Genomic DNA, 24,299 nt, shown 5'->3' on the forward strand with positions numbered 1-24,299 from the left:
GGGTGTCGCCGATGCCGAGGCAGTTACGCGCAGAACAGACCCGCGCGACGATCATCACGGCCGCGGCCGACCTGTTCGACCGCCAGGGGTATGAATCGACCAGCCTGAGCGACATAGTCGAGCACGCCCATGTCACCAAGGGCGCCCTCTACTTCCACTTCGCGGCGAAAGAGGACCTGGCCCACGCCATCCTGGAGATCCAGTCCAGGACCTCCAGGCGGATGGCCAAGGACATCGACGGCCGCGGCTACACCTCGCTCGAAGCGCTGATCCGCGTCACCTTCGGGATCACGAGGATGGCCGTCGAGGGTCCGATCGCCCGGGCCGGGCTGCGCCTGGCCGCCGGTGACGTCACCGTACGGCCGCCGCTGCGCCACCCGTTCCGCGAGTGGTCGGAGATGGTCTCCGGCAGACTCCTCGGCGCGGTCAAGGAGTCCGACGTGCACCCGGACGTCGATGTGGACGCGATGGCGCACTCCCTCGTCAGCTTCTTCGTGGGCAGCCGCGTGGTCAGCCGGGCGATGGAGCCGGTCGCCCGCCAGCCCCGCCGGACGGGGGACATGTGGCGGCTCACCATCCGCGCACTGGTGCCCACGCCCAGGCGGGCACGTTATCTGGGCCTGGTGGCGCAGTTGGAGCGGGAGATACGGGCGGTGGCGTGAGCCGGGCGCGGGCGGTCCTGTGAGGCGGGCCGGGCGGTTCCGTCCGGTCCGGTCCGGTGCTGCTCTCCGGCCGCCCGGTCCTCGGCCGGCGGTGTCCCGGTCCGCGTGTTCGCGGACGGTACGGTGAGGCGCATGCCTGCCTCCGACTCCGTGTCCCCGCCCGTGATCCTCGGCAACGAGCCGGGCTCGTTCCCCTGGAGCGTGCTGGCCGAACGGCATCCCGCGCTCATCCAGAAGGTGCGGGACGCCTTCCCGTACGGCCCGGAGCAGCACCGTGCGCTCGACGCGCTCCTCGAGAACTGCACCGGGGGCGTCATCGAACCGCTCCCCGCCGAAGCCGAGGACCGCGAGCGGTGGGCGGAGTGGGGCACCGGGGAGTACGCGGGCCGGTCCTGGTTCGACGTGCCGTGGCTGTGGGCGGAGGGGTTCTTCTACCGTCGGCTCCTCGAAGCGGTCGGGTACTTCGGCGCGGGCGGCGGTGCCTGGCGGGGGATCGACCCCTTCCGCCCCTTCAAGCTCGCCGAACTGGACTCCCCGGAGACCGACGAGGAGCTGGCCGCGCTCGACGACCTGGTGAAGGCGCCGGAGGAGGAGCAGGCGCGCGCTCTGCTGCACGGGTCGCTGTGGGGCAACCGGGCCGACCTCGGCTTCCGGCTCTCCGGCGCGGACGAGGGCGGGGAGGCGGCCGGACTCGTCGCCGACGACAGTGAGGCCCTCTGGTCCCTGCTCCGGCCCGGCCGGCGAGGCACCGGCACGGTGTGTCTGGTGGCGGACAACGCGGGCCGCGAACTCGTCCCCGACCTGCTGCTCCTGGACCACCTGCTGACCCGGGGGCACGCCGAACAGGCCGTCCTGCATGTGAAACCGCACCCGTACTTCGTCTCCGACGCGACCACCGCCGACGTGGTCGACGCCCTGCGCAGGCTGACCCGGGCGCCCGGGGCCGCCGCCGAGTACGGCCGCCGTCTCTGGGCCGCGCTGGCCGAGGGCCGCCTCGTGGTACGCGCCCACCCCTTCTCCTGCGCACCGCTCCCGTACACGGCGATGCCCGGTGACCTTCGCGAGGACTTCGCCCCGGCCACGGTCACCCTGATGAAGGGCGACCTGAACTACCGCCGCCTGGTCGGTGACCGCCTGCGGCCCCCCACCACGCCGTTCGCGGACGTCACCGCCTACTTCCCCGGCCCGGTGGCCGCCCTGCGCACCCTCAAGTCCGACGTGATCGTCGGTCTCGACGCGCGCACCGAGTCGGCGCTCGTCGCGGCGGAGGGGCAGCGCTGGCGCACGAGCGGTACGCGTGCGGTGATTCAGGTGTCGTCGATTCAGGTGTCGTCGCAGTCGGCTCAGGATTCGTCGTAGTAGGCGCATGTCGAGTGAACTCACAACGCCCGTCCGGAATCCCGGAATCGGTCCCGGTTCACGCGATGGTGTGATCATGTCCGGCCCCATGGATGGGGCGTCCAGGGCAGGGGTAGGGCCCCGCCCATGACACAGCCGTTCGTACTCCCGCACTTCTACATGCCGTATCCCGCGCGCCTGAACCCTCATCTGGACGAGGCGCGCGCCCATTCGACCGTCTGGGCACGGGAGATGGGGATGCTGGAGGGCTCAGGCGTCTGGGAGCAGTCCGACCTCGACGCGCACGACTACGGGTTGTTGTGCGCGTACACCCACCCCGACTGCGACGGCCCCGCCCTCTCGCTGATCACCGACTGGTACGTGTGGGTGTTCTTCTTCGACGACCATTTCCTCGAGGTCTTCAAGCGCAGCCAGGACCGCGACGGCGGCAAGGCCTATCTGGACCGGCTGCCCCTTTTCATGCCGCTCGATCTCTCGACTCCCGTACCGGAACCGCAGAACCCGGTGGAGGCGGGCCTCGCCGACCTGTGGGCGCGCACGGTTCCGTCGATGTCCGTGGACTGGCGCAGGCGGTTCGCCGTCTCCACCGAGCATCTGCTGAACGAGTCGATGTGGGAACTGTCCAACATCAACGAGGGGCGGGTCTCCAACCCCGTCGAGTACATCGAGATGCGCCGCAAGGTCGGCGGCGCACCCTGGTCGGCGGGGCTCGTGGAGTACGCGACCGCCGAAGTGCCCGCGTCCGTCGCGGAGTCGAGGCCGCTCAGGGTGCTGATGGAGACCTTCTCGGACGGTGTCCACCTGCGCAACGACCTGTTCTCCTACCAGCGAGAGGTGGAGGACGAGGGCGAGCTCAGCAACGGTGTGCTCGTCCTGGAGACCTTCTTCGGGTGCACCACCCAGGAGGCCGCTGAAACCGTCAACGACATCCTCACCTCCCGGCTCCACCAGTTCGAGCACACCGCGCTCACCGAGGTGCCCGGACTGGCCCTGGCGAAGGGGCTGACGCCGGATCAGGTCGCCGCGGTGGCCGCGTACACGCGCGGGCTTCAGGACTGGCAGTCCGGCGGCCACGAGTGGCACCTGCGCTCCAGCAGGTACATGAACGAAGGAGCGCTGGAGGAGTCGCGGCCGTTCGGAGTCGGCGGCTTCGGTACGTCCGCCGCCAACGTCGGCGCCCTGCTGGCCTCGGCCGGCGCCGAACGGCTGCGCGCGTACACGCACCAGCCCTACCAGAAGGTCGGCCCGTCCCTCCTGCCGGATTTCTACATGCCGTTCGGGCTCACCCTGAGCCCCCACCTGGACGGCGCCCGGTCCCGCCTCGTCGACTGGTCGCACGCCATGGGCATCCTCCAGGAGGGCGTCTGGGACGAGGACAAGCTCGCCGCGGCCGACCTGCCGCTGTGCGCGGCCGGCATCCACCCGGACGCGACGGCCGACGCCCTCGACCTCAGCTCCGCCTGGCTGGCCTGGGGCACCTACGGCGACGACTACTACCCCCTCGTCTTCGGCCACCGCCGAGACCTCGCCGCGGCCCTGCTGTGCACCGAGCGCCTCTCCGCCTGCATGCCCGTCGAGGGCGACGACTTCCCCGTACCGGTCAACGCCATGGAACGCGGCCTGATCGACCTGTGGCGGCGCACGACCGTCGAGATGACCCCGGACCAGCGGCGCACGTTCCGCGCGGCGGTGAACGTGATGACGGAGAGCTGGGTGTGGGAACTGACCAACCAGACCCAGAACCGCATCCCGGACCCCATCGACTACCTGGAGATGCGCCGCGCCACCTTCGGCTCGGACCTCACGATGAGCCTGTGCCGTGTCGGCCACGGCCGGACGGTCCCGCCCGAGGTCTACCGCAGCGGACCCGTCCAGTCACTGGAGAAGGCCGCCGCCGACTACGCGTGCCTGATCAACGACGTCTTCTCCTACCAGAAGGAGATCGAGTACGAGGGCGAGATCCACAACGGCATCCTCGTCGTCCAGAACTTCTTCGGCTGCGACTACCCCACCGCGCTCGGCATCATCCACGATCTGATGACCCAGCGCATGCAGCAGTTCGAGCATGTCGCCGCCCATGAATTCCCCGTCCTGTACGAGGACTTCAGGCTCACGGAGGACGCGCGCGCGACCATGGACGGCTATGTGGCCGAACTGCGCAACTGGCTGTCCGGCATTCTGAACTGGCACCAGGAGGTGCCCCGCTACAAGGCCGAGCATCTGGCCGGCAGGTCCCACGGCTTTCTGCCGGACCGCAGCTCACCGGTGCCGATCGGCTGAGGACTCCCTGCCACGCCGGTCGCGGTGGGCCGACGGACAGCGGCCGGGACTCCGGGACCGGTCCCCCCGCGCGTGCCTCCCGGCCCGCGTCGGGGGCGCCTCCGATCCCCGGCCCACGCCCTCGGCCGCTGCCCGTCAGCCGAGGTCGCGGACCCGCTCCGCCGTCTCCTCGGCGAGCTCCCGTACGCGCGTGGCGGCGCCTCCGGAGAGCTCGCCGAGTATCGCGTCGGCCGAGGTGAGCAGGGCGCGGGCCTCCTCCGGGAGGTCCGCGTCGGCCAGCGCGCGGGTCAGGGCGTAGTGCTCCTCGGCGATGGAACGGCCGAGGTTCACCCCGTGCCAGAGCCGCAGGGACGTGTCCCGGGGATCGGTCAGCGTGGCGCGCAGGGTCACCAGCGTGGCCGTGGCCTGCGGCAGCAGCCCCAGCTCCCGTTCGAGGCGGGCCTGTGTCAGCCGGGCCGACACCCGTGCCCAGGCCGTGTCCTGGACGTCGGCGAACAGACGCTGGGCGCGCAGCGCCTGGAACAGGTCGCCCAGTTCCTCGAACTCCTGACTGAGGGCACGCAGTTCGGAGGTGTCCACCGCCTCCGGAGCCCGGCCGGGCCGCTGTGACCGATGTTGGTACAGCGTCAGATCCGTCTCGTCGAGCAGGCGGATCAGCGCGACCCGGGCCAGTTCGGTCATGCCCTGGTCACGGGCCAGCTCCGTCCAGGTGAACGCCGGCTCGTCCGCCGGGTCCGTGCCGAACATCGAGGCGTCCATGTCCAGTGCCCACTGGCGCAGATCGGCACCCGTGTCCTCCGGCCCGGCCAGTTCGCTCAGACCGCACGCCGTGTCGAAGTCCGTGTCCCTGACCTCACGCAGCAGCGGCAGATCCTCGTCGAGGCCGTGCAGGCCCACCAGGACCGCGTCGAGGCGCAGTTCCTCCGTCATCGACGACTGGGCCTCGCAGCGCACCAGGTGCCGCAGCAGCCCCAGATCGCCGTCCGCGCGGTCGAACTGCGCGGCCCGCAGGGCGAGTCGGCGGCGCAGCGGATCCCGGGCCACCGCCTCCCACTCCGCCGGGCCCTCGCCCGCCCGCAGCACGGCGAGGTCGGCTCGGCCTGCGGCGAGCACCGGCTCCCACAGTGGCGGGCGCGGATGCCGGTCGAGCCGCTCGTAGGCACCGCCCTCCTCCGCATTGAGCAGCAGGAAGTCGGGCTCGGTGCGCAGCAGCGCCGTGTGCAGCATGCCGATCAGCTCCACGGGGGAGCGCTCGGGCAGCCCCAGGGCGGCGCGCAGTTCCGCGCGTTCGGCGTCGATGTGGTGGTCCGCGCGGATCTCCTCCTCCGTCTCCGCGACCCGCGCGAGGATCTTCTCCGTACCGTCGGCGGGCGACAGATCCAGGTAGTCGTGCCAGCCGGGCAGGCCGATCACTGTCTCCAGCGCCTCGTCGACGCTCGAACCGATGATCCCGGCCGAGCCCTCGGAGTCCGAGTACAGCACGGATCCGTCCCCGCACACGAAATACGTGCCTCCCGCGCCGTCGCCGGCCACCGGCGTCAGTGGCCCGCCCGAGGCGAGGCGGACCTCTTCGCAGTGTTCGGCGCGGCCGAGGTCGAAGTCGAAGGGGAACGCGGCCAGTTCAGCGGCGGAACGGCTCTGGCGCAGCAGCCGCAGGGCGTGATCGGTCATGCCGCAGAACGTAACAGCCCCCACTGACAACGGGAATATTGCATCCTATTATCACTTTCCGTATCAAGGTGGACGCCTATGGCTGCCCAGGTCCGGCCCCTCGTCAGTCTCACTCGTTCGTGGCTCGTGGTGCGCCGGTGTGCCGGGTACATCACCTGGCGGAGGCGAACCATGGAACAGACCGCACTGCGTCCCAAGCCGATGCCCGGACGGGAACCGGCGGGCGGCACCACACCCCGCCCGGCCCGGCGCCCGCATGCCGCGCGCAAGCGCGGCCGACGGCTGACGACCCTTCTGTTCGGCCTGTTCATCGGGGCCGTTCTGGTCCTCGCGGGGGTCGGGCTCGGCGCGCTCGGCGCCACCGCGATCGGCATGAGCAAGCTCGCGGACCTGCGGCGCCATACGGGAGGGGAAGGGCAGCAGGGCCGGCCGGAGGGCGCGGCGGCCCCGCGGGGCAGGGCGCCCGCCGAGTCCGGGTCCGAGTCCGGCCGCGGGGCGGGTGCCGGGTCCCGGTCCGAGTCCGGACCCGCGTCGGGGGCAGGCCCTGCCAAGTCGCCGCCGGGCGGCGTGAACTCGGCCTCCTCGTCCTCGGCCGTGACCGCGACGCTCGGTGTCGAGGCCGTGGACGCGGAGAAGGCGGGAGCCCTGCTCGTCGGCGTCCATGTGCCCGGACCGGGCTACACCGCGGGGCTCGTCCGGGGCGATGTACTCCTCGCGTTCGGCGGGAACCGGATCGACTCGGCGTCCGATCTCGCCCGGGTGGTCGTCCACGCCCGCCCGGGGACGGAGGTCACCCTCACGGTCCTTCACCGCAGCGGTGGCTACCAGCAGTTGGTGGCGATCCCGGGCGTGGTCACCTGACCGCCCCCAGCTACGCGACCACCCTGAAGTGGCTGGTCAGCCGCCCGGTGTCGTCCAGTATGTGAAAGGCGAGGCCGACCGGGGCGTCCCGGTCGGCGGTCTCCGCGCCCTCCCATGGCAGCCGCAGGGTCCAGGTCGCCGCGGGGCCGACGAGCAGCGGACGGCCGGCGAAGACCGTGGCCGCCGATGTGTGCGCGTGACCGGTGATCAGCCCGGCGATTTGGGGCCGCCGCTCCAGCAGGGCCGCCAGCCGGTCGGGCCGGTCCAGCCGGTAGGCGTCGGGCAGGGGATGGTGCAGGGCGACCGGCGGGTGGTGGAAGGCGAGAAGTACGGGGGTCTCGTCGTCCAGCTCGTCGAGCGTTGCCTCGATCCAGGCGTACGTCTCGTCGTCGAGGGCGCCTTCGTCGCTGCCCGGCACGCTGGAGTCGCACATCAGAACGGCCGCGTCGTCGAAGACGTGCGCACTGTTGACCGGCTCCCCGGTGGCGGGGAGACCGAGCAGCGCCTTGCGGAAGGGGGCGCGGCTGTCGTGGTTGCCCGGACAGGTGAGCACCGGGAAGGGCGTGTCCCCGGTGCGCAGCCCCAGGACGCGGGCGGCCTGCTCGTACTCGGCCTCCGTGCCGTGGTCCGCGATGTCCCCGGTCACCAGCAGGGCGTCGATCTGTCCCGGCAGTTCCCACAGCCGGTCGCGCACCTGTTCGGCGCGTGCGATGGACCGCGCGGTTCCGTCGAGGTGCAGATCACTGATGTGGGCGATTACGAGCATGGCCTTCCGTCTCCCTGATGGTTCGACTCAATGGTTCGACTCGATGGCTTCGGCTTAAGGGCTTCGGCTTAATGGTTCAGGTGGGTTCAGCCATTAGATCTAAGCGCTGGATCTAATGGTTGCGCAACTCTCGGCCGTTAGTCGCAGGAGGAGGGGACGGGCGACGCGGTCGGCGGGGACCGTGAATCGGCTCGCGTCGCCCCGCGCATCCGGGCAGGATGCTGCCCGTAGCCCCTCGCCCTTCCACGGAGGCCCGGATGACCGGCAGCACGCCCGAGCCCTTCACCGCCGACGACTACCGGGCCCGGATGGCACGCGCCGTACGGGCGGCCGAGGACGCGGGGCTCGCCGGGATCCTGGTGGCACCGGGACCCGACCTCGTCTGGCTCACCGGCTACACACCCGCGGTCACCGAACGCCTCACCCTGCTGGTACTGGCCGCCGGACAGGACCCGGTGCTGGTGGTCCCCGCCCTGGAGGCCCCGGACGTGGCACACGCGGCGGGCGCGCCCGCCCTGACCCTGCGCGACTGGACCGACGGCAAGGACCCGTACGCCGCCACCGCCGCCCTCCTGGACGCGACCGGCCGCTTCGCGGTCAGCGACAACGCCTGGGCGCTGCATCTGCTGGCGCTCCAGCGGGCGCTGCCCCGCAGCTCGTACGTCTCCCTCACCGAGGGGCTGCCGATGCTGCGCGCGGTGAAGGACGCGGCGGAACTGGCCCGCCTGGCAGCCGCGGGCGCGGCTGCCGACGCAACGTACGAGGAGATCCGGAAGGTTCCCTTCGGCGGACGCCGGGAGAGCGACGTCGCGGGGGATCTGGCCGATCTGCTGCGGCGGTTCGGGCACTCCCAGGTCGACTTCACGATCGTCGCCTCCGGCCCCAACGGCGCCAACCCGCACCACGAGGCCGGCGACCGTGTCATCGAGCACGGCGACATGGTCGTTCTCGACTTCGGCGGCCTTGTGCACGGGTACGGGTCCGACACCTCCCGCACGGTGCACGTCGGCGAACCCGACGCCGAACAGCGGCGGGTCCACGACATCGTGCGCGAGGCCCAGGAGGCGGGCTTCCGGGCCGTGCGGCCCGGCGCCGCGTGCCAGGACGTCGACCGGGCGGCCCGCGCGGTCATCACCGGGGCCGGTTACGGCGAGTACTTCATCCACCGCACCGGCCACGGCATCGGCGTCACCACCCACGAGCCGCCGTACATGATCGAGGGCGAGGAGCGGCCCCTCGTCCCCGGCATGTGCTTCTCCGTGGAACCCGGCGTCTACCTGCCCGGACGTTTCGGCGTACGTATCGAGGACATCGTCACGGTGACCGAGGACGGCGGCCGGCGCCTCAACAACACGACCCGCGAGCTGGTCATAGTGGACTGACCGCACACCAGGAGACCATCCCCGCCCTCACCCCCGAAGACAGCGGCACGACCATGACTCAGCCACCCACACCCACCGCGGACACCGTCCGCGGACTGGTCCGTTCCCTGCTCCCGGACGGCCCGGCCGACACCGGCGGGCCGGACGTCAGGCCCGCCGCCGAGGGCGGGGCGGGCGGCGAGTACTCCACCTGGTGGGTCGGCTCCGGATACGTCCTGCGCCTGGCCCCCGATCGTGGGACGTCCGCGCGGCTGCGCCGCGAACTCCGCCTGCGCGACCTCGTCCGCCCGCACATCGACGTCGCCGTCCCCGTCGGCGTGGCGCACGGGGAGTGGGCCCCCGGACTGGCCTGCGCGCTGGACACCAGGTTGCCCGGCGGCTCGGCCGAGGAGCACGACGTCTCCGCCGTCGGCGAGGCCGACCTCGCCGCTTTCCTCACCGGGCTGCGCGAGGTGCCCGTACGCCAGGCCGGGACGCTCGGAGTGCCGAGGGTCGGGCCGCGCTCCCTGGAGGCGCTGCGCCGGGCCGCCGAAGGCGCCGCCGAACGCCTCGCCGCGGCCGACGAGTTCGATCCCGCCCGGCTCCACCAGTTGACCGAGTCCGCCACCACCCGCCTCGTCCCGCAGGCAGCCACGGCGGTCCTCGTCCATCACGACCTCAGGGGCGACCACCTCGTGGTGAGCGCCGACGGCCGGGTGCGCGGCGTCCTCGACTGGACCCACGCCGTCGTCGGCGACCCGGCCGAGGACATCGCCGGCCTGGCCCTCGCGGTCGGCTCGCCGGCGGCCGTACGGGCCGCCACCCTCGCCGGGTACGCGGCCCGGCCCTGTCTGCGCGGCCTGTGGCTCGCCCGCTGCGACACCGTCGTGCGGCTGGCCGAGGGCCTCGCCCGCCGTGACAAGGGCCCGCTGCCGCTCCTCAGGGACCGGCTGCGGCGCGCCTGGGAGGCGATCCTGCTGGAGCGGGTGACGGAGCCGCGGGAGGACGGCACCGAGGAGGGATAGGCCCCCGCATCCGCCCCCGCCCCGCGCTCACTCCTGCTCCAGCACCACGCAGGACTCCCCGGGAACGTGCAGCAACCCGTCCTCGCCGGGCAGTTCGACCGGCTCCCAGGCGGCCAGCACCCGCGCGCGGCGCGGGCCCAGGGGGACCGCCGCCGGCTTCGCGCCGAGGTTCGCCACCACACGTACGTCCCCGCGCCGGAAGGCCAGCCAGCGGACCTCGTCGTCGTACGCGACCTTGATGTCGGAGAGGTCCGGGTCCGTGAGGTCGGGCTGGGCGTGGCGCAGCGCGATCAGTTCCCGGTACCAGGACAGCACGCGCGCGTGCGGCCCGCGTTCGGGCTCCGACCAGTCGAGGCAGGAGCGGTCCCGGGTCGCCGGGTCCTGAGGGTCGGGCACGTCCTCCTCGGCCCAGCCGTGCGACGCGAACTCCCGCCGCCGGCCCCGCCGTACGGCCTCCGCGAGGTCCGCGTCCGTGTGGTCGGTGAAGAACTGCCACGGAGTGCCCGCCGCCCACTCCTCGCCCATGAACAGCATCGGCGTGAACGGCCCGGTGAGCATCAGGGCGGCGGCGCAGGCGAGCAGCCCGGGGGAGAGGGAGGCCGACAGACGGTCCCCCTGGGCGCGGTTGCCGACCTGGTCGTGGGTCTGCGTGTAGCCGAGCAGCCGGTGCGCGGCGACACCGGTACGGTCGAGCGGGCGGCCGTGCGCGCGGCCCCGGAACGTCGAGTACGTGCCGTCGTGGAAGTAGCCGCCCGTGAGCGTCTTCGCGAGCGCCGCGAACGGGTTCTGGGCGAAGTCCTCGTAGTAGCCCCGCGACTCACCGGTCAGCGCGGTGTGCAGGGCGTGGTGGAAGTCGTCGCTCCACTGCGCGTGCAGTCCGAGACCGCCGCCCGCGCGCGGGGTGACGATCCGCGGGTCGTTGAGGTCGGACTCGGCGATCAGGGACAGCGGCCGGCCCAGCTCGGCGGCGAGGGCGTCCACCGCCGACGACAGCTCCTCCAGGAAGTGGCACGCGCGCGTGTCCCGCAGCGCGTGCACCGCGTCGAGGCGCAGCCCGTCGACCCGGTAGTCCCGCAGCCAGGCCAGCGCGCTGCCCAGCAGATACGCGCGCACCTCGTCCGAACCGGACGCGTCCAGGTTCACCGCCGATCCCCAGGGCGTCTGATGCGTGTCCGTGAAGTACGGGCCGAAGGCGGGCAGATGGTTGCCGGACGGCCCCAAGTGGTTGTGCACGACGTCCAGGACCACCCCCAGACCGAGTCCGTGCGCCCGGTCGACGAACCGCTTCAGCGCCTCGGGACCGCCGTACGGCTCGTGCACCGCCCACAGCGACACCCCCTCGTACCCCCAGCCGTGCCGACCCGGGAACGGGCACAGCGGCATCAACTCGACGTGTGTGACGCCCAGTTCCACGAGGTGACCGAGCCGCTCGGCCGCCGCGTCCAGCGTGCCCTCGGGCGTGTACGTGCCGACGTGCAGCTCGTACAGGACCGCGCCCGGCAGCGCGCGGCCGGCCCACTCGGCCTGCCAGGTGTGCCGCCCGTGGTCGACGACGGCGCTCAGCCCGTCCGGACCGTCCGGCTGGCGGCGCGAGCGCGGGTCCGGCAGTACGGGGCCGTCGTCCACGGCGAAGCCGTAACGCGACCCGTCCTGGGCCTCGGCCTCGCCGGACCACCAGCCCGCGCGCTCCGGATCGCGCTCCAACGCGCGCGTGCCCGAGTCGCACCGGAGTGTCACGCGACTGGCCTGCGGTGCCCACACCTCGAAGTGCACGGACGGATCCCCTTGTCTCTGCCTCTGCCGGGCGCTGCTCACCGGGACCTAGCCCGTCCCACGGTTCTTCAAACGCACCCGGGTCCGCGCTCGACCTGACCGTAGGGCGCCCGTTTCCGCGTTTTGTGGACACCCCGCGCGCGCTGCCCGACAATCACGAACGTGACGTCGTCCTTCGAGTTCCACACGTACCCACCGCGCCTCTCCGACGCGCAGCGCGACCGGGCGCTGAAGGCACTCCGGGAGGGTGTCGCGCTGGGGCGGCTCTCGCACGACACGTTCGTCCGGCGCATGGAACTGGCGCTGGCCGCCCGCCGGTCCGACGAACTGGCCGTCCTCACCGCCGACCTGCCCGCCGAGAAGAGCGTGTCCCGCGCGGTGTTCGGCGCGGTCGAGGCGCTCTCCGGCTTCACGGTACGGCTGCGCAGGGCCTGGCAGGCCGAGCGGCTCCCCAAGCTGCTGCTGCCGCACCCGGGCAACGGCCACCCGCTGCGCATAGGGCGCGACCCCGCCAACGGCCTGCGCCTCACCCACGAGACGGTCTCGCGCGTCCACGCCGAACTCCGGCACCAGAGCGGACTGTGGGTGCTGCGCGACCTCGGGTCGACCAACGGGACGACGGTGAACGGCCGTCGCGTGATCGGCGCGGCCGTCGTCCGGGACGGCGATCAGATCGGCTTCGGGAACATGGCGTTCCGCCTCTCGGCGGAGTGAGGGGCGCTTCTGCCGGTTCTGCCGCGCGGGAGCGATTCGCTTCGCGTGCCGTGGACACCCCGCGCGCGGGCACACCCCTTGTGGCCGCTGTCCGTGGGACACGGCAGCCGTCGGATCCGAGGCGTGCCCGGACCGCGCGCCGACGAGTCCGTGGGCGCGCGGCGCCGGACCGGTGGCCGGCGGCGTCCTGGGCGCGCTCGGTCGGCTGATCGACGAGTGGTGTGCCGGCCGCCGCGACGGCTGCGGGGTGTGCTGGACACCGGTCGCCCGTCCGGTCGAACACCGGTCGCGGGTGGCGCTCGCCGTGTTCGAGCCGGTGGTTCGCCCCACGCGCGCGTGGTCACGTTCGGGTGATCCGGGCTGGGGTGCGGGGACCGTGGTGCCGATGCACAGGGCATGACCCACACGATCAGCACCGGCAGCACCATCAAGCCCGTCCGGATCAGCAGGCCCGCAGGCACCGCGCGAGCGGTACGCGGCGCCCTGCTGGCCGTCGGCCTGCTCCTCGCCGCCTCCGCCCCGGCCCAGGCGGTCTCCCAGGAGGACGCCGGCGGCAACTGGTTCTACCTCACCGTCAGCCCCGGCGAGCCGGGCGCCGGCGACCCCCGTGGCGCGCTGGTGACCTGCGACCCGCCCCTGGGACACGCGCACGCCGAGCGCGCCTGTGCGGAACTCGCCGCGGTGGACGGCGACATCGGCGGCATCCCGCCGAGGAAGACCCTCTGCCCGATGCTCTACTCGCCCGTCACCGTGCACGCGCAGGGCGAGTGGAACGGCCGCCCGAGGGAATACGACAGGACCTTCTCCAACGGATGCGAACTGGCGGCGAGGACCGGCGCGGTGTTCGCCCTGTAAGGCCCTGTCAAGGGCCGTCGCGGGCCGTGGGGGGCTCCCCGGCTATCTCCGGGGAGCCCCCTCGCGCGCGTGTCGCGCCGCGGCCACCACCGTGCGGGCCTGGTGCTCGGCCTGGTGCTCCAGGGGCACCCAGCGGGCCCGGAAGCGGTCCATGAACGCCTCGCTCCAGGCCGCGACCAGGTCTTCGAGGCGCGGCGCGGCGCGGTCGTCGGTCTCCCGCAGGACCCGCAGCAGCATCGCGGCGGCCCGCAGCGGCAGCCGCCGCCCGAACGCGTCCACGCTGCCGACGTACGCCATCGTCGTGTCGGCGGGCGGGGTGTGCGTCCAGTCGGCGGCCAGTCCGGGCACCAGCTCCAGCGCCCACTGGGCGGCCCGCAGCAGGGGCCCCTCGGCGCCCGTCAGCCGGGGCAGCGCGTCGGCGAGCACCTGTTCGACCTCCACCCCGTCCCGCAGCAGCCGGCCCGCCAGCCGCCGTATCGCCGCCGCCGGGGCGGGATGCGGGGCCGGGTCGTCCACCAGGTCGCTCGCCCACATCGGCACCTCGACGACCGCCGTCAGACCGCCGTACCGGTGGGCGTGGTACCAGGTGCTGTGCCGCGCGTCGTCCGGCATGCTCGGGTACGCCGCGTCCGAGCCCGGCGCCGGCATCACATGCACACCGGGCCCCGACGCGGGCCAGCCCGCCGCGTCCGAGGCGCCCGTCTCCACCGGGATGTGCAGCTCCGCCGCCGACTTGGCGAACGGCTCGGCGAGACCGGGGACGTCCTTCGTCAACTGCACCCAACTGCCACCCACGTCGGTGCCGTGCAGGGTGACCTGGAGATAGGGCCGCAGTTCGTCGATGACACCGGTCAGGGCACGGGTCTCCGGCGGCAGCCGGTCGGGCGGCAGGACGGAGGGCGCCCACTCGGGCTGCTCGGGCCCGGCCGGCCGGTAGAAACCGAGGTGGTAGTCGAGCAGGCTGCGCGGCGCGGGCGTGACGTGCAGGCTGGCCCCGTCCGGGTCCGCGCACAGCAGGAAGTGCCATGAGGTGCCCGACCGCAACTCGCGGTCGTGCAGGGTCCGTTCCGCCAGCGACAGCAGCGTGGAACCGCCCGTGGGTTCATTCGCGTGGGCGCCCGCGACGACGAGCACGGCGCGTCGCGCGTGCCCCACGGACAGCAGGTGCAGGGGCCGTCCCGCGCGGGAGAGGCCCACCTGTCTGAAGGCGCACAGGCCGGGCCGGTGAGCCGCCAGCGCCCGGGCGGACGAGACGAGTTCGTTCACACTGGGGTAGCGCTGCTCCGGCAGGAGACTCACCCCCGTCTGGTCCACCCGGCGTCGCAATCCGCAGTACCCCATGGCGTCAGGGAACTGTCAAGGTGGCGGTGGGGCGGCGCCAGGGGGCGCCAAGGAGCATTCGGCGCCGACGGCGACGGCCGGACGGGACAATCGCCGCGCGGGACGGCAGCTCACCGCCCGTCGAGAGGCCCTGTGCGGGCCGCCGGCGGGGCGCGAAGCGCTCGGCGGAACTCACCACCACGCGCCGGTTGTCCCGCGTGCCTGCCGGGAGCGTGCGCCTTGTGAGCCGGGCTCCAAGGCGCTCACGCGGGCGCGCGTTGAAAAATTCGCGCCCCCTCTCTTCACCCCTCTCTTCACCCCTCTGATCACCCATCTGCTCACTCCTCGCCGACCCGCTCCAGCAACGCCACCGGCAGCCGCGCGAAAAGCTCCTCCACGCGCGCGTGCCCGGTGAACTCCCGCCCCGGAGCCAGCAGATCCGCCCACCTGCCCGGCGGCAGCGGCAGCCGCGTGTCCCGCCAGCCGCCCGTGTCCGCCAGCCGCAGGGACAGCCGGGTCACCGCCGTGACCACCTCCCCGGAGCGCGCGAACGCCACACAGTGCGCCGCCGCCGGACCCTCCGCGACGAGCGGCGCGTACGTCGCCGTGTCGCCGAACACCGCCGGGCGCCGCGCGCGCAGCCGCAGTGCCGCCGCCGTCAGCCCGTCCTTCTCACCGGGAGCCTCGGGAGGAAACCGGACCGGACGGCGGTTGTCCGGGTCCACCAGGGCCAGGTACTCGCTCTCCGTGCCCTGAAAGAGGTCCGGTACGCCCGGCATCGTCAGGTGGAGCAGGGCCGCGCCCAGGACGTTCGCCCGGATGTACGGCTCCAGGGCGCTCCGCAGCGCCGCCACGTGCTCGCCGGGCGCCCCGCACGGGCCCGCCGCCACGAACACCGCCACCGCCTCCTCGTACGCGGGCTCCTGCTCCGTCCAGGACGTGTGCAGGCCCGCCTCCCGGACGTGCTTCAGCAGGGCGCCCTGGAGACGCTCGGCGTCCGCCGGGCCCAGGCCGAAGGCCGTCTGCCAGGCCGCCCACGCCAGTTGGGCGTCGGGCACGCCCTCACCCGCGCGCGTGACCTCCGCCAGGACGTCGGCCCAGCGCCGGGGGCACTCGGTGAGCACGGCCAGCGCCGCGCGTACGTCGGCGCTGCGCTTCGTGTCGTGCGTCGACAGCACCGTCCCGGTGGCCGGCCAGTCGCGCTGCACGCGCGCGCAGTAGGCGTGGAAGTCCTCCGGGGACACGGCGGGGCCGCCCGGGCTGCCGCCGACCTCGGTCGCCGACAGCAGCGGCACATAGCGGTAGAACGCGGTGTCCTCCACGGACTTGGCCCGCAGCGCCGACGACGTCTGCGCGAACCGCTCCCGGAACCCGACCTGCCCGGGCCCGTTCCCGTAGGTCCCGAGCAGCAGGCCCCTTACGACGTCCACGGCGCCGCCCTCCTCCGGGACGGCGAACGCCTGCCGGGCCTGAGCGGCGGCCTCCTCGGTGACCACGGAGGCGGTGTCCCCGGGGGTGTAGGGGCGGTAGACCTCCATGCGGACCAGCAGTTCGCGCAGCGCGGTACGCAGGGCCCAGGGGGCGCGGTCGCGCGGCGCGGGATCCGGGGAGCCGGCGCAGAGCCGGTCCGCCTCCCGGGTCAGCCGGTCCACCTCGGTGGCCAGCTCATGCGTCGCCACCTTGTACGCGGCCCGCCGTACCGTCGCCTCCCAGTGCCCGCCCCGGTCGGCCTGAGGGGCCGCGAACCGCCGGTACTGGCCGAGGAGTTCACCCACGCCCGCCGGGTCCGTGAACAGGCCGTCCAGGTGCCGCAGGGCGTCGTAGCCGGTGGTCCCCGCGACCGGCCAGCCCGCCGGCAGATGCTCCCCGTCGGCCAGGATCTTCTCGACCACCGTCCAGCGGCCCCCGGTCGCCTCGTGGAGCCGGCGCAGATACCCGCCCGGGTCGGCGAGACCGTCCGGGTGATCGACCCGCAGCCCGTCCACCACCCCGTCGGCGAGCAGCTCCAGCACCTTCCCGTGGGTCGCCGCGAACACCTCGGGGTCCTCGACCCGCACCCCGATCAGCTCCGAGATGCTGAAGAACCGCCGGTAGTTCAGCTCCGTGCGCGCCAGCCGCCACCACGCCGGGCGGTACCACTGGGCGTCGACGAGCCGGTCCAACGGCAGCTCCTCGGTGCCCTCGCGCAGCGGCAGGACATGGTCGTAGTAGCGCAGGACGTGGCCGTCGTACCCCAGGTGCGCGTCCTGCCACCGCTCGACCCTCAGCCGGTCCCGCTCCGCCCCGATCGGCCCCCCGAGCACCGGGAGCAGCAGGCGCCCGCCCTGCGCCTCCCAGTCGATGTCGAACCACCGCGCGTACGGCGACGCGGGGCCCTCGCGGAGCACCTCCCACAGGGGGCGGTTGTGACGCGGGGACATGGCCATGTGGTTGGGCACGATGTCCGCGACCAGGCCGAGACCGTGCTCCCGCGCGGTACGCGCCAGCGCCCGCAGTCCCTCCTCGCCGCCCAGTTCGGCGCGCACGCGCGCGTGGTCCACGACGTCGTAGCCGTGCGTAGAACCCGGGACGGACTCCAGGAACGGCGACAGATGCAGATGCGAGACGCCGAGCGAGGCCAGATACGGCACGGCGGACGCCGCCGCGCCGAACGGGAACGCGGGCTGGAGTTGCAGCCGGTAGGTCGCCGTGGGCACGACCGGCTCAGGACGCTCAGGTGTCATGGGAACCTACGTACCCGCCCTGCCGCCTTTCGTGTCAGCCCGTGCCGGCGACTCCCGCACACGGCCCCGAAAACGGCCCTCCACGCGCGCGTGGAGGGCCGCGAGAACGACTGGGCGACGACTACGCCGGGCGTCGCAGCACCGTCAGACTGCGGTCCAGGAGGGTCAGACGGTCGCCCGCCGCCACCTTCGCGCCCGTGCCCGGTGCCACGCCCTCCGGGCGGGTCGTGTCGACCACCACCTGCCACTGGCGGCCGTGGTTGACCGGCACCACGAACTCCAGGGACTTCGGCGACGCGTTGAACATCAGCAGGAACGAGTCGTCGGTGACACGCTCCCCGCGCGAGTCCGGCTCCGAGATGGCGTTGCCGTTGAGGAACACGCTCAGCGCGACCGCCTGCGCGGAGTTCCAGTCGCGCTGGACCATCTCCTCGCCCGCCGGAGTGAACCAGGCGATGTCCGACAGATCGTCGTGGGTGCCCTCCACGGGACGGCCGTGGAAGAAGCGGCGCCTGCGGAAGACCGGGTGGTCCTTGCGCAGCCACACCATCGCGCGCGTGAACTCCAGCAGTCCCGCGGAGCCGGGATCGGCTGCGGACTCGTCGTTGTCGGCGCCGCCCGGCCACGGCACCCAGGAGATCTCGTTGTCCTGGCAGTACGCGTTGTTGTTGCCGCCCTGGGTGCGGGCGAACTCGTCGCCGTGGCTGATCATCGGCACGCCCTGGGACAGCATCAGCGTCGCGACGAAGTTCCGGAGCTGGCGCGCCCGCAGGGCCAGGACGCCGGGGTCGTCCGTGTCGCCCTCCGCGCCGCAGTTCCAGGACCGGTTGTGGCTCTCGCCGTCCCGGTTGTCCTCGCCGTTGGCCAGGTTGCGCTTCTCGTTGTACGACACCAGGTCGCCCAGCGTGAAACCGTCGTGGCAGGTCACGAAGTTGATCGAGGCCAGCGGACGGCGGCCGTCGTCCTGGTAGAGGTCCGAGGAGCCGGTGAGCCGGGACGCGAACTCCGCGAGCGTGCGCGGCTCGCCCCGCCACATGTCCCGTACGGTGTCGCGGTACATGCCGTTCCACTCGGTCCACAGCGGCGGGAAGTTGCCCACCTGGTAGCCGCCCTCGCCCACGTCCCACGGCTCGGCGATCAGCTTCACCTGGGACACCACCGGGTCCTGCTGGACCAGGTCGAAGAACGACGACAGCCGGTCCACCTCGTGGAACTGCCGGGCCAGGGTGGCCGCGAGGTCGAAGCGGAAACCGTCGACGTGCATCTCGGTGACCCAGTAACGCAGCGAGTCCATGATCATCTGGAGCACGTGCGGGGACCGCATGAGCAGCGAGTTCCCGGTGCCCGTGGTGTCCGTGTAGTAGCGCCGGTCCTCGGCGAGCCGGTAGTACTGCGCGTTGTCGATGCCCTTGAAGGACAGGGTCGGGCCGAGGTGGTTGCCCTCGGCGGTGTGGTTGTAGACCACGTCCAGGATGACCTCGATACCGGCCTCGTGGAGCGCCCGCACCGCCGACTTGAACTCCAGCACCTGCTGGCCCCGGTCGCCCCAGGACGCGTACGCGTTGTGCGGGGCGAAGAAGCCGATCGTGTTGTAACCCCAGTAGTTGCTCAGCCCCATGTCCACCAGACGGTGGTCGTTCACGAACTGGTGCACCGGCATCAGTTCGAGGGCCGTCACACCGAGTGCGGTCAGATGTTCGATGATCGCGGGGTGGGCGAGCCCCGCGTAGGTGCCGCGCAGCTCCTCGGGCAGCGCCGGGTGGCGCATCGTCAGGCCCTTCACATGGGCCTCGTAGATCACCGTGTGGTGGTACTCGGTGCGCGGGCGCCGGTCGTCGCCCCAGTCGAAGTACGGGTTGACCACCACCGACGACATGGTGTGCGGCGCCGAGTCGAGGTCGTTGCGCCGCTCGGGCTCGCCGAAGTGGTAGCCGTACACCTCCTCGCCCCAGGCGATCGAACCGCTGATCGCCTTGGCGTACGGATCGAGCAGCAGCTTCGCCGAATTGGACCGCCGGCCGCGCTCGGGCTCGTACGGACCGTGCACCCGGAAGCCGTACCGCTGCCCCGGCATCACACCGGGCAGGTAGGCGTGCCGGACGAACGCGTCGCTCTCCCGCAGCTCCACCGCGGTCTCCGAGCCGTCGTCGTGCAGCAGACACAGCTCGACCCGGTCGGCGGCCTCCGAGAAGACCGCGAAGTTGGTGCCGGCGCCGTCGTACGTGGCACCGAGTGGGTACGCCTCTCCTGGCCAGACCTGCATGCGCTCGACTCTCTCAGTTGTCGTCCGTCGCTGGGCCCTACTCCACTGCGAGTCTTCCCGAAAGTGATGGAACCACCTACGACTTACGTCCCTCTTACCGTGCGACAGGCGCGTACCCGCAGAGGCGGGGACGCCGGAACAATTCCTTCTTCACGTACTCCCTGGGCTGCGAGGGGGAGTAAGGGGACAAAACGTGCGCAAAATCGTGCGCCGCCATCTGGGCAAGGTGGTGGCGGGTACGGGGATCGCGGTGGCCGGTACGGCATTGATGGTCGCCGTGACGCTGCCGGGATCGGCAGGGGCCGACGAATCGGGCGGCAACGGGACCGGTGGCAGCAGTACGTCGGCCGACGGCGGCGGCGCGGGACAGGCCGCGCAGCAGCCGGGCGCGGTACCGCCCGGTGTCGTCGAACCGGCACCCGCCGAGGGCGAGAAGGGCAAGGGCCGTGACCCGCTGACCGACGACGAGATGGCCCGGGTCGAGCGGATCGCCGGGAACACGCGGATGCTCGACTCCGCCGAGAACGTGGAGGGACAGCCCGGCGCACAGCGGATCGGCGTCGACCTCGCCGAGCCGGACGCCGCCGAGGTGGACAACCCGAACGCGCCCCGGCGCGCGGTGGTGTCGTACTACGACTACAAGGACGACGCCCTGGTCACCAGGACCGTCAACCTCGACACCGGCAAGGTCGAGCGGACCGACACCCAGCGGGGCGTCCAGCCGCCGCTGAGCCGCGCCGAGACCTTCGAGGCGACCAAGCTGCTGATCGCCGACCCGCTGGGCGAGGGCCTGCGGGCCGACTACAAGGACGCCACCAGCAAGGAACTCACCTCGCCGGACCAGCTGCTTGTCACCAGCATGGTGTACAAGGCCGTTCCTGGCGCCCAGCCCGCCGAGTTCGACAAGTGCGGCGACCACCGCTGCGTGCGGATCTTCCCGAAGGCGAAGAACGGGCCGTGGATCGACTCCCGTTCGCTCGTGGTCGACCTGAGCGCCCACAAGGTGGCCAAGCTCGGCTGACCAGGTGAAGGCCGCCCCGATTCACCCGCGGCCGGAACCTTTCCTCACCTTCCCCTTTCCCAGCTCTCACCCCCTACGGAGTCTCTTCGTCATGCGTGAAAAGAGTTTGCTCGTCGGCCTCTCCGCGGTCGCGCTGGCCGCCGGTCTGACCACGGCGGCGGGGCCGGCCACCGCCCAGCCGAAGGCCGCGCCCGTACCGCCCGCCGAGTGCAGCGCGGCCTACCGCATCGAGCAGAAGCTCAGCACCGGCACCACCTGGCGGATGTGCTGGCGCTACGACGGCAGGGCCGGGCTCGTCCTGGAGAACATCTCGTACCAGCCCCCGGGCGAAGCCGCGCCGATCAAGGTCCTCAACTCCGCACGGCTGGCCCAGATCCACGTCCCCTACGACGACGGTAAGGCCGAGTACCAGGACCTGACCGGGGCGGGCTTCGCCCAGGGCCTGCGGAACATGGCGCCCGGCGAATGCCCCGGCGGCACCATCAAGACCGTCAAGGTTCCCGAGGCCTGGGACCCGGCGGACGAGAACGTCAAGGGCCTGTGCACCACGACCCGTTCGCGCGGCCACGCCTACCGTATGCAGGGCGACACCGCGAACAAGGTCTGGCAGACCCAGGGCAAGGAACTGCTCGTCTACACGGTCAACCAGACCGGCTGGTACGAGTACATCACCGAGTGGCGCTTCCAGGACGACGGCACCATCGGCATGAACGTCGGCGCCACCGGCAGCCTCGCGCCCGAGGACTACGACGCGGGCGACGGCCGCGGCTGGCCCATCGGCAAGGGCGCCAAGGCGTACGCCACCAGCCACAGCCACAACGTGTTCTGGCGGCTCGACTTCGGCCTCGACGGCTCCTCCAAGGGCAAGGTCGAGCAGTACGACTCCGTGGTGAGCCCGCCCGCGAGCGGCGAGGAGGGTCCGACCAACAAGACGACCCGCACCCCGATCACCAAGGAACTCGCGGGCGACGCCAAGAACATGCGCTGGTGGCGCATGGTCAGCGCGACCGGCAAGAACAAGGACGGCCACGCGCGGTCGTACGAGATCGTCCCCGGCCCCACCACCAAGTACCCGGGCCGCAGCTACACCCGGCACGACGTGTACTTCACCGAGTACAACAAGTGCGAGCAGTTCTCCAGCGACAACCTGGGCAACTGCGGTGCCGGCGCCAAGACGTCCGTCGACGGATGGGTCAACGGGCAGACCCTCACCCACCCGTTGGTCTGGGTGAACGTGGGCTTCCACCACATAGCCCGGGACGAGGACCAGCAGCCCATGCCGGTCCACTGGCAGGGCTTCTCCATCGCCCCGCGCGATGTCACCGCTATGAATCCGCTCACTCCCGCAGCCCTCGCCGACCAGAACGGGCATGTCGGAAGCGGGGATTGAGAAACGACCCTGTCCATCCTGCTGCACCGCCGACCGCTCCCGGAGTACCCTTCCTTGATCGTTGGCCGGGCTCGGCCAACGGGGAGAGCTCGGGGGAGCGGAAGGCGGTGCGCGGGTGGGCTCGGGAGGGCTGGAGCTGCCCCCTGGTGACGAGGGTCACGAGGGGAACTCCACAGAGGTCCCACCCGGCGCGGTGTCGCTGGCTCGGCCGATGGAGACGGGTTCCATCGGCCCCGAGCTGGACTGGGACGCCGACGCCTGGCACGAGGTGCGTACGCGCGCCCAGCGGGCCGGCCGGGCCTACATCTGGCTGAACCTGGTCGAACAGAGGCTGCGCGCGGTCGTCGCCGCCGTACTGCGCCCCATCTACGAGCCCGTCCACGGCGACGAGTGGGTGGTCGCCGCCGCCGGACCGGCCGGCCAGGAGTGGGTGCAGCGCGCGGTCGCCGTACGCGAAGTCAGCCGCCGCAAGGGCTACTTGCTCGACCCGGCGGACGACAACGTCCTCAGCTTTCTGACTCTTCCCCAACTGCGCGAGCTGATGGTGCAGCACTGGCCGTGCTTCGAGCCGTACGTGGACGAGCGCCGTGACGTCGAACTCGCCCTGGACGAGCTGGAGGTCACCCGTAACGTGGTTTCCCGCAACCGGGCCCTGTCCGAGGCGGTGCTGGGTCAGGCCGAGCGGGCCTCGGGCAAGCTCCTGGAGTCCCTCGGCGCGGGCGGCGACGTGCCCTCCGCGCGCCGGCTGCCGGTGGACGCGGTCGAGGACCTGGTGGGTGAACGGTACGGGGACGTGGTCGCCGTGCACACCGACCGGGTACGGCTGATGCGGCAGTTCCCGGCCGAGGACATATTCGGCGGCGCGCGCCGTCTCGACGCCATCGGTATCGGCCTCAACCTGCTCGTGCAGAACTTCTCCGGGCGGCGGCTGGTGCGGCTCGCGGAGTCGGGCTGCCGGGTGCGGCTGCTGTTCCTGAACCCCGCGTCCAGCGCGGTGAAGCGGCGCGAGCGGGAACTCGGCATCAAACGCGGCGAGTTGAGCCGGGCCGTGGAGATGAACATCCTGCACATGCGCCGGGTGCGGTCGAATCTGCGCGACCCGGGCGCCTTCGAGATCCAGGTCTTCGACGAGACGCCCCGCTTCACGGCCTACCTCGTCGACGGGGACGGCTCGGACGGGATCGCGATCGTCCAGACGTATCTGCGCCGGACCAGGGGGATGGAGGCGCCGGTGCTGGTCCTTCGGGGCGGCAGCAAGGTGGTGAAGCCGGGTGATTCCGAGGAGATGGGAATTTTCCCGACATATCGCGAGGAGTTCGAGCTGGCCTGGGCGGACTCGCGCCCGGTGTCCTGACCCGCTCGCCCTCCGGCCTGTCCCTCTCAAGCGGAACGCGGTCCCCCGATTGTCAGTGGCTCATGGGATCGTGGAGACCACTGGGGGAAAGCACCACCAAGAAGGCAAGAAGGGGGGCCAGGCATGGGCTGGCACCATGAGCTGCTGATCGGCTTCGACCTGGAGACGACCGGGACGGATCCGAGCGAGGCACGCATCGTCACCGGCGCGGTGATCGAGGTAAGGGGCGGCGAACCGCTCGGCCGCCGGGAATGGCTGGCGGATCCGGGGATGGAGATCCCGGCCGATGCGGTCGCCGTGCACGGCATCACCAACGAACGCGCGACCAGCGAGGGCCGCCCGGCCGACCAGGTCGCGGACGCGATGGCGGACGTGCTGACGACATACTGGAAGACGGGGGTGCCGGTCGTCGCCTACAACGCGAACTTCGACCTCACCCTGCTCTCCGCCGAGTTGCGCAGGCACGGCCTGCCGTCCCTGTGGGAGCGGCTGGGCGGTCTGGACCCGGCTCCGGTGATCGACCCGTACACGATCGACCGCTCCGTCGACCGCTACCGGCGCGGCAAGCGCAACCTCGAAGCGGTGTGCGGGGAGTACGGCGTCCCACTGGACGCGGCCCACGACGCCTCGGCGGACGCGCTGGCCGCGGCCCGCCTGGCGTGCGCGATAGCCGACCGCCACCCCAAGGTCGCGGAACTCGCACCGGTGGAACTGCACCGGCGCCAGATCGAGTGGTACGCGGAATGGGCGGCGGACTTCCAGAGCTTTCTGCGCCGCAAGGGGGAGGTCGACGCGGTGGTGGACGGGACGTGGCCGGTACGGCGTGCTTTCCAGCGGGAACCCGGGCACCTCCACTGATCCGGCGTTCGATGGCATCGTCGGTCCGGCCCGGGTCTTGTTT

Annotated in this window: 18 protein-coding genes; 12 read left to right on the forward strand and 6 right to left on the reverse strand. The window is 72.1% G+C overall.

The genetic code is table 11. The annotated features are described in order from the left end of the window. Positions 1-11: 11 nt before the first annotated feature. The 3 genes from AOK08_RS22445 to cyc2 all read left to right on the forward strand — a co-directional run bounded on the left by AOK08_RS22445 (position 12) and on the right by cyc2 (position 4,301). Positions 12-662, forward strand: a complete 651-nt coding sequence (locus tag AOK08_RS22445) for a ScbR family autoregulator-binding transcription factor (RefSeq protein WP_055529085.1) — start codon at positions 12-14, stop codon at positions 660-662. Positions 663-794: 132 nt separating this feature from the next. Further along, positions 795-2,021, forward strand: coding sequence for a damage-control phosphatase ARMT1 family protein (locus tag AOK08_RS22450; RefSeq protein ID WP_055529135.1), 1,227 nt, complete (start codon positions 795-797; stop codon positions 2,019-2,021). A 126-nt stretch (positions 2,022-2,147) separates the two neighbouring features. Next, the gene (gene cyc2 / locus AOK08_RS22455; RefSeq protein ID WP_055529087.1) at positions 2,148-4,301 is read left to right on the forward strand and encodes a germacradienol/geosmin synthase Cyc2; all 2,154 of its coding nucleotides are present in this window, start codon (positions 2,148-2,150) and stop codon (positions 4,299-4,301) included. 135 nt (positions 4,302-4,436) lie between these two features. Here cyc2 and AOK08_RS22460 read toward each other — a convergent pair whose 3' ends face one another. After that, complete coding sequence (locus tag AOK08_RS22460; protein ID WP_055529090.1) at positions 4,437-5,972, reverse strand: hypothetical protein; 1,536 nt, start codon at positions 5,970-5,972, stop codon at positions 4,437-4,439. Between the two features lie 171 nt (positions 5,973-6,143). Between AOK08_RS22460 and AOK08_RS22465 the strand changes: the two genes are divergently transcribed. After that, positions 6,144-6,833, forward strand: coding sequence for a PDZ domain-containing protein (locus AOK08_RS22465; RefSeq protein WP_055529092.1), 690 nt, complete (start codon positions 6,144-6,146; stop codon positions 6,831-6,833). Positions 6,834-6,843: 10 nt separating this feature from the next. On the opposite strand, the gene AOK08_RS22470 is transcribed toward AOK08_RS22465, so the two are convergent. After that, positions 6,844-7,599: a phosphodiesterase gene (locus tag AOK08_RS22470; RefSeq protein ID WP_055529094.1), complete on the reverse strand. Its 756-nt coding sequence runs from the start codon at positions 7,597-7,599 to the stop codon at positions 6,844-6,846. Positions 7,600-7,856: 257 nt separating this feature from the next. On the opposite strand from AOK08_RS22470, the gene AOK08_RS22475 reads away from it, so the two are divergent. Further along, positions 7,857-8,981, forward strand: coding sequence for an aminopeptidase P family protein (locus AOK08_RS22475; protein ID WP_055529096.1), 1,125 nt, complete (start codon positions 7,857-7,859; stop codon positions 8,979-8,981). Between the two features lie 53 nt (positions 8,982-9,034). After that, the gene (locus AOK08_RS22480; RefSeq protein ID WP_055529097.1) at positions 9,035-9,985 is read left to right on the forward strand and encodes an aminoglycoside phosphotransferase family protein; all 951 of its coding nucleotides are present in this window, start codon (positions 9,035-9,037) and stop codon (positions 9,983-9,985) included. A gap of 27 nt (positions 9,986-10,012) precedes the next feature. Here the strand turns inward: AOK08_RS22480 and treZ are convergent, their stop codons facing one another. Then, positions 10,013-11,758, reverse strand: coding sequence for a malto-oligosyltrehalose trehalohydrolase (gene treZ / locus AOK08_RS22485; protein ID WP_055529099.1), 1,746 nt, complete (start codon positions 11,756-11,758; stop codon positions 10,013-10,015). A 162-nt stretch (positions 11,759-11,920) separates the two neighbouring features. Here treZ and AOK08_RS22490 point away from each other — a divergent pair, with 162 nt between their 5' ends. Continuing rightward, positions 11,921-12,472, forward strand: coding sequence for an FHA domain-containing protein (locus AOK08_RS22490; protein ID WP_055529106.1), 552 nt, complete (start codon positions 11,921-11,923; stop codon positions 12,470-12,472). A gap of 396 nt (positions 12,473-12,868) precedes the next feature. Next, positions 12,869-13,327 (forward strand): SSI family serine proteinase inhibitor, encoded by a 459-nt coding sequence (locus AOK08_RS22500; RefSeq protein ID WP_198539344.1) that lies wholly within the window; start codon positions 12,869-12,871, stop codon positions 13,325-13,327. A 42-nt stretch (positions 13,328-13,369) separates the two neighbouring features. Here the strand turns inward: AOK08_RS22500 and AOK08_RS22505 are convergent, their stop codons facing one another. From AOK08_RS22505 to glgX, 3 genes are all read right to left on the reverse strand, one after another. Then, complete coding sequence (locus tag AOK08_RS22505) at positions 13,370-14,626, reverse strand: M14 family zinc carboxypeptidase (RefSeq protein WP_055529140.1); 1,257 nt, start codon at positions 14,624-14,626, stop codon at positions 13,370-13,372. 359 nt (positions 14,627-14,985) lie between these two features. After that, positions 14,986-17,370, reverse strand: coding sequence for a malto-oligosyltrehalose synthase (gene treY, locus AOK08_RS22510; RefSeq protein WP_055529110.1), 2,385 nt, complete (start codon positions 17,368-17,370; stop codon positions 14,986-14,988). Between the two features lie 121 nt (positions 17,371-17,491). Further along, positions 17,492-19,633 carry a glycogen debranching protein GlgX gene (glgX, locus tag AOK08_RS22515; RefSeq protein WP_055529118.1) on the reverse strand — a complete coding sequence of 714 codons (2,142 nt, stop codon included), beginning with the start codon at positions 19,631-19,633 and terminating at the stop codon, positions 17,492-17,494. A 193-nt stretch (positions 19,634-19,826) separates the two neighbouring features. Here glgX and AOK08_RS22520 point away from each other — a divergent pair, with 193 nt between their 5' ends. The 4 genes from AOK08_RS22520 to AOK08_RS22535 all read left to right on the forward strand — a co-directional run bounded on the left by AOK08_RS22520 (position 19,827) and on the right by AOK08_RS22535 (position 24,256). Further along, on the forward strand, positions 19,827-20,654 hold the full coding sequence (locus tag AOK08_RS22520) for a hypothetical protein (RefSeq protein WP_055529120.1): 828 nt from the start codon (positions 19,827-19,829) through the stop codon (positions 20,652-20,654). 91 nt (positions 20,655-20,745) lie between these two features. Then, complete coding sequence (locus AOK08_RS22525) at positions 20,746-22,044, forward strand: copper amine oxidase (protein ID WP_055529122.1); 1,299 nt, start codon at positions 20,746-20,748, stop codon at positions 22,042-22,044. A 115-nt stretch (positions 22,045-22,159) separates the two neighbouring features. Then, the gene (locus tag AOK08_RS22530; RefSeq protein ID WP_055529124.1) at positions 22,160-23,398 is read left to right on the forward strand and encodes an SAV2148 family HEPN domain-containing protein; all 1,239 of its coding nucleotides are present in this window, start codon (positions 22,160-22,162) and stop codon (positions 23,396-23,398) included. A 123-nt stretch (positions 23,399-23,521) separates the two neighbouring features. Continuing rightward, the gene (locus tag AOK08_RS22535; RefSeq protein ID WP_055529126.1) at positions 23,522-24,256 is read left to right on the forward strand and encodes a 3'-5' exonuclease; all 735 of its coding nucleotides are present in this window, start codon (positions 23,522-23,524) and stop codon (positions 24,254-24,256) included. Positions 24,257-24,299 lie beyond the last annotated feature (43 nt).

It is taken from the genome of Streptomyces graminilatus, assembly GCF_001418565.1.
Taxonomy (GTDB): Bacteria; Actinomycetota; Actinomycetes; order Streptomycetales; family Streptomycetaceae; genus Streptomyces; species Streptomyces graminilatus.

Coding starts and splice junctions, on each gene's coding strand:
- AOK08_RS22445 (WP_055529085.1), top strand. CDS start 12: ATGCCGAGGCAGTTACGCGCAGAACAGACCCGCGCGACGATCATCACG.
- AOK08_RS22450 (WP_055529135.1), top strand. CDS start 795: ATGCCTGCCTCCGACTCCGTGTCCCCGCCCGTGATCCTCGGCAACGAG.
- cyc2 (WP_055529087.1), top strand. CDS start 2,148: ATGACACAGCCGTTCGTACTCCCGCACTTCTACATGCCGTATCCCGCG.
- AOK08_RS22460 (WP_055529090.1), bottom strand. CDS start 5,972: ATGACCGATCACGCCCTGCGGCTGCTGCGCCAGAGCCGTTCCGCCGCT.
- AOK08_RS22465 (WP_055529092.1), top strand. CDS start 6,144: ATGGAACAGACCGCACTGCGTCCCAAGCCGATGCCCGGACGGGAACCG.
- AOK08_RS22470 (WP_055529094.1), bottom strand. CDS start 7,599: ATGCTCGTAATCGCCCACATCAGTGATCTGCACCTCGACGGAACCGCG.
- AOK08_RS22475 (WP_055529096.1), top strand. CDS start 7,857: ATGACCGGCAGCACGCCCGAGCCCTTCACCGCCGACGACTACCGGGCC.
- AOK08_RS22480 (WP_055529097.1), top strand. CDS start 9,035: ATGACTCAGCCACCCACACCCACCGCGGACACCGTCCGCGGACTGGTC.
- AOK08_RS22500 (WP_198539344.1), top strand. CDS start 12,869: ATGACCCACACGATCAGCACCGGCAGCACCATCAAGCCCGTCCGGATC.
- treY (WP_055529110.1), bottom strand. CDS start 17,370: ATGACACCTGAGCGTCCTGAGCCGGTCGTGCCCACGGCGACCTACCGG.
- glgX (WP_055529118.1), bottom strand. CDS start 19,633: ATGCAGGTCTGGCCAGGAGAGGCGTACCCACTCGGTGCCACGTACGAC.
- AOK08_RS22525 (WP_055529122.1), top strand. CDS start 20,746: ATGCGTGAAAAGAGTTTGCTCGTCGGCCTCTCCGCGGTCGCGCTGGCC.
- AOK08_RS22535 (WP_055529126.1), top strand. CDS start 23,522: ATGGGCTGGCACCATGAGCTGCTGATCGGCTTCGACCTGGAGACGACC.